Annotated in this window: 3 protein-coding genes; 1 reads left to right on the top strand and 2 read right to left on the bottom strand. The window is 39.7% G+C overall.

Annotated features, from left to right (window positions below; translation table 11 throughout):
* Nucleotides 1-403, bottom strand: a 403-nt coding sequence (locus OQ279_RS18750) for a LysM peptidoglycan-binding domain-containing protein (RefSeq protein ID WP_266071393.1), incomplete at its 3' end; no start/stop codon positions are given.
* 421 nt (nt 404-824) lie between these two features.
* Between OQ279_RS18750 and trhO the strand changes: the two genes are divergently transcribed.
* Nucleotides 825-1,775 carry an oxygen-dependent tRNA uridine(34) hydroxylase TrhO gene (gene trhO / locus OQ279_RS18755; RefSeq protein ID WP_266071396.1) on the top strand — a complete coding sequence of 317 codons (951 nt, stop codon included), beginning with the start codon at nt 825-827 and terminating at the stop codon, nt 1,773-1,775.
* A gap of 49 nt (nt 1,776-1,824) precedes the next feature.
* Here trhO and OQ279_RS18760 read toward each other — a convergent pair.
* Nucleotides 1,825-2,065 (bottom strand): hypothetical protein (locus tag OQ279_RS18760; RefSeq protein ID WP_266071398.1); only part of this gene is annotated, 241 nt, incomplete at its 5' end.

The raw sequence follows: 2,065 nt of genomic DNA on the forward strand, positions 1-2,065 counted from the left end.
CTGGGAAAATAAGATGTGTCGTCAGACCATTTAAATTCATCAATGTTTGCAGACTAATATTATGTTTTATAGCAATTTTTGATAGAGTGTCGCCTGATGCAACGGTGTATGTATGTGTTACGGGTTTACTGCTTGGCTTGCTTGGCTCTTTTACAGCGGGAGGAGCTGGTTTTGTGGCAGGAGCTGTTACAGTTTTAGCGATTTTAATAGGCTGATTGATTTTTAAAAAATCTGAAGATAATCCGTTTATACTCTTAAGCTCTGCAACAGAAACACTATATTTCTTTGATAACTGCCAAAGTGTATCTCCTTTTTGAACCACATGTGTATCGGCGGAAGCATGGGCAGCATAAGCAGAAGAGATGATCGCTATTGCAGCAATAGATACGATTTCCTTTTTCACTTCTCTTAATCTCTCCTTCTATTAGATCGGGTGTTTTCTCCTAATATCGGCATAAAAGTGGAAAGTTTTACTGGAAATAGGTTTATTTTCATAAAAAATTTCATTCTTTTTGTACTATCGAATAATAATCTATTGGGAAAAAGATCACAAATCTGCTTATTTTAGAAGAAAATAGGGGTGAAGCTAAACCTTTGGCTGCAGCTTTCTGGCTTGCTGACGCCTGCGTATTCTTTAACCATTACTGTTAAATGTGGGTTATGGGGAGCCATTGATGGCTGGAATGGGTGGCATAAATTACTTGGAGTGTAATCTGGCGCACTTATATACACTTTTGTTATACTGTAAAACGTAAGAATTGTGTTTAAAACCTATTGAATACAAATATATCTTGCAAATATACAATTGATAGGTGGAAAAAAGAATGAGTGAAAAGAATTATCGAGTATTACTGTATTACATGTATGTCCCAATTGAAAATGCTGAAGAGTATGCGCAAGAGCATCTTGCTTTTTGCCAGGAGCTTGGTTTAAAAGGAAGAATTCTAATCGCTGATGAGGGCATTAACGGAACAGTTTCAGGTACTTTTGAACAGACAGATCAATATATGGCTGCGATGAAAGCTGATCCTCGCTTTGCTGAAATGATATTCAAAATTGATGAAGCAGAGGAACATGCCTTCAAGAAAATGAAGGTTCGCCATCGCAAGGAGCTTGTTACACTTCGTCTTGAAGATGATGTGAATCCGAATGAATTGACTGGGCAATATTTAAGCCCAAAAGAGTTTTACGAGCGTTTAAATGATGAAGACACTGTGGTCTTAGATGCGCGCAATGACTATGAGTATGATCTTGGTCATTTCCGCGGTGCGATCAGACCGGATATCATAAACTTCCGTGACCTTCCACAATGGGTGCGTGAAAATAAAGAATTGCTTGGAGATAAAAAGATTGTTACGTATTGCACAGGCGGAATCCGCTGTGAAAAATTCTCAGGCTGGCTGTTGAAGGAAGGCTTTAAAGACGTTGCTCAGCTTCACGGCGGCATCGTCACATATGGCCAAGATCCGGAAGTCCAAGGTGAGCTTTGGGATGGTCAGCTGTATGTATTCGATGAAAGAATTGGCGTACCTGTTAATCAGAAAGAGCATGTGGTCGTCGGCCGCGATTATTTTTCGGGCGAACCTTGCGAGCGCTATGTAAACTGTGCAAACCCTGCCTGCAACAAAAAAATCTTATGCTCTGAAGAAAATGAGCATAAATATATGCGCAGCTGCTCAGATGAATGCCGTACAAATCCGCGCAACCGCTATATTATTCAGCATGAATTGAGCGAGGAAGAAGTACAGAATCGTTTAGAAACAATTGAAGCGTAAATCAATGAATAAAACGGGGCATCCAGATTGGGTGCCCTTTTTTCTGCTATTATTTATTGGAAAGCTGATCAATAACCTTTTCAAGCTTTTCATCTACAACACTTGCATCATCAATATGCTGCTTCAGCAAAGCGTTTACTTCATCAAAAATATGTTTAGTCTTGCTGATTTCGTCTGCTGTTTCCTGAGATTGATGGGTCTGCTTGCCGATCTGCTGCATGACTTCACCAACTTCTTTTTGTACTGTCGTAATGATGCTGCTGATGGAATCAATCGCTGTAGTTGAACCG

It is taken from the genome of Salinimicrobium profundisediminis (assembly GCF_026241755.1).
Taxonomy (GTDB): Bacteria; Bacteroidota; Bacteroidia; order Flavobacteriales; family Flavobacteriaceae; genus Salinimicrobium; species Salinimicrobium profundisediminis.

What these genes read in the sequence shown, in the direction of transcription:
- trhO (WP_266071396.1), top strand. Translation starts at nt 825, where the DNA reads ATGAGTGAAAAGAATTATCGAGTATTACTGTATTACATGTATGTCCCA.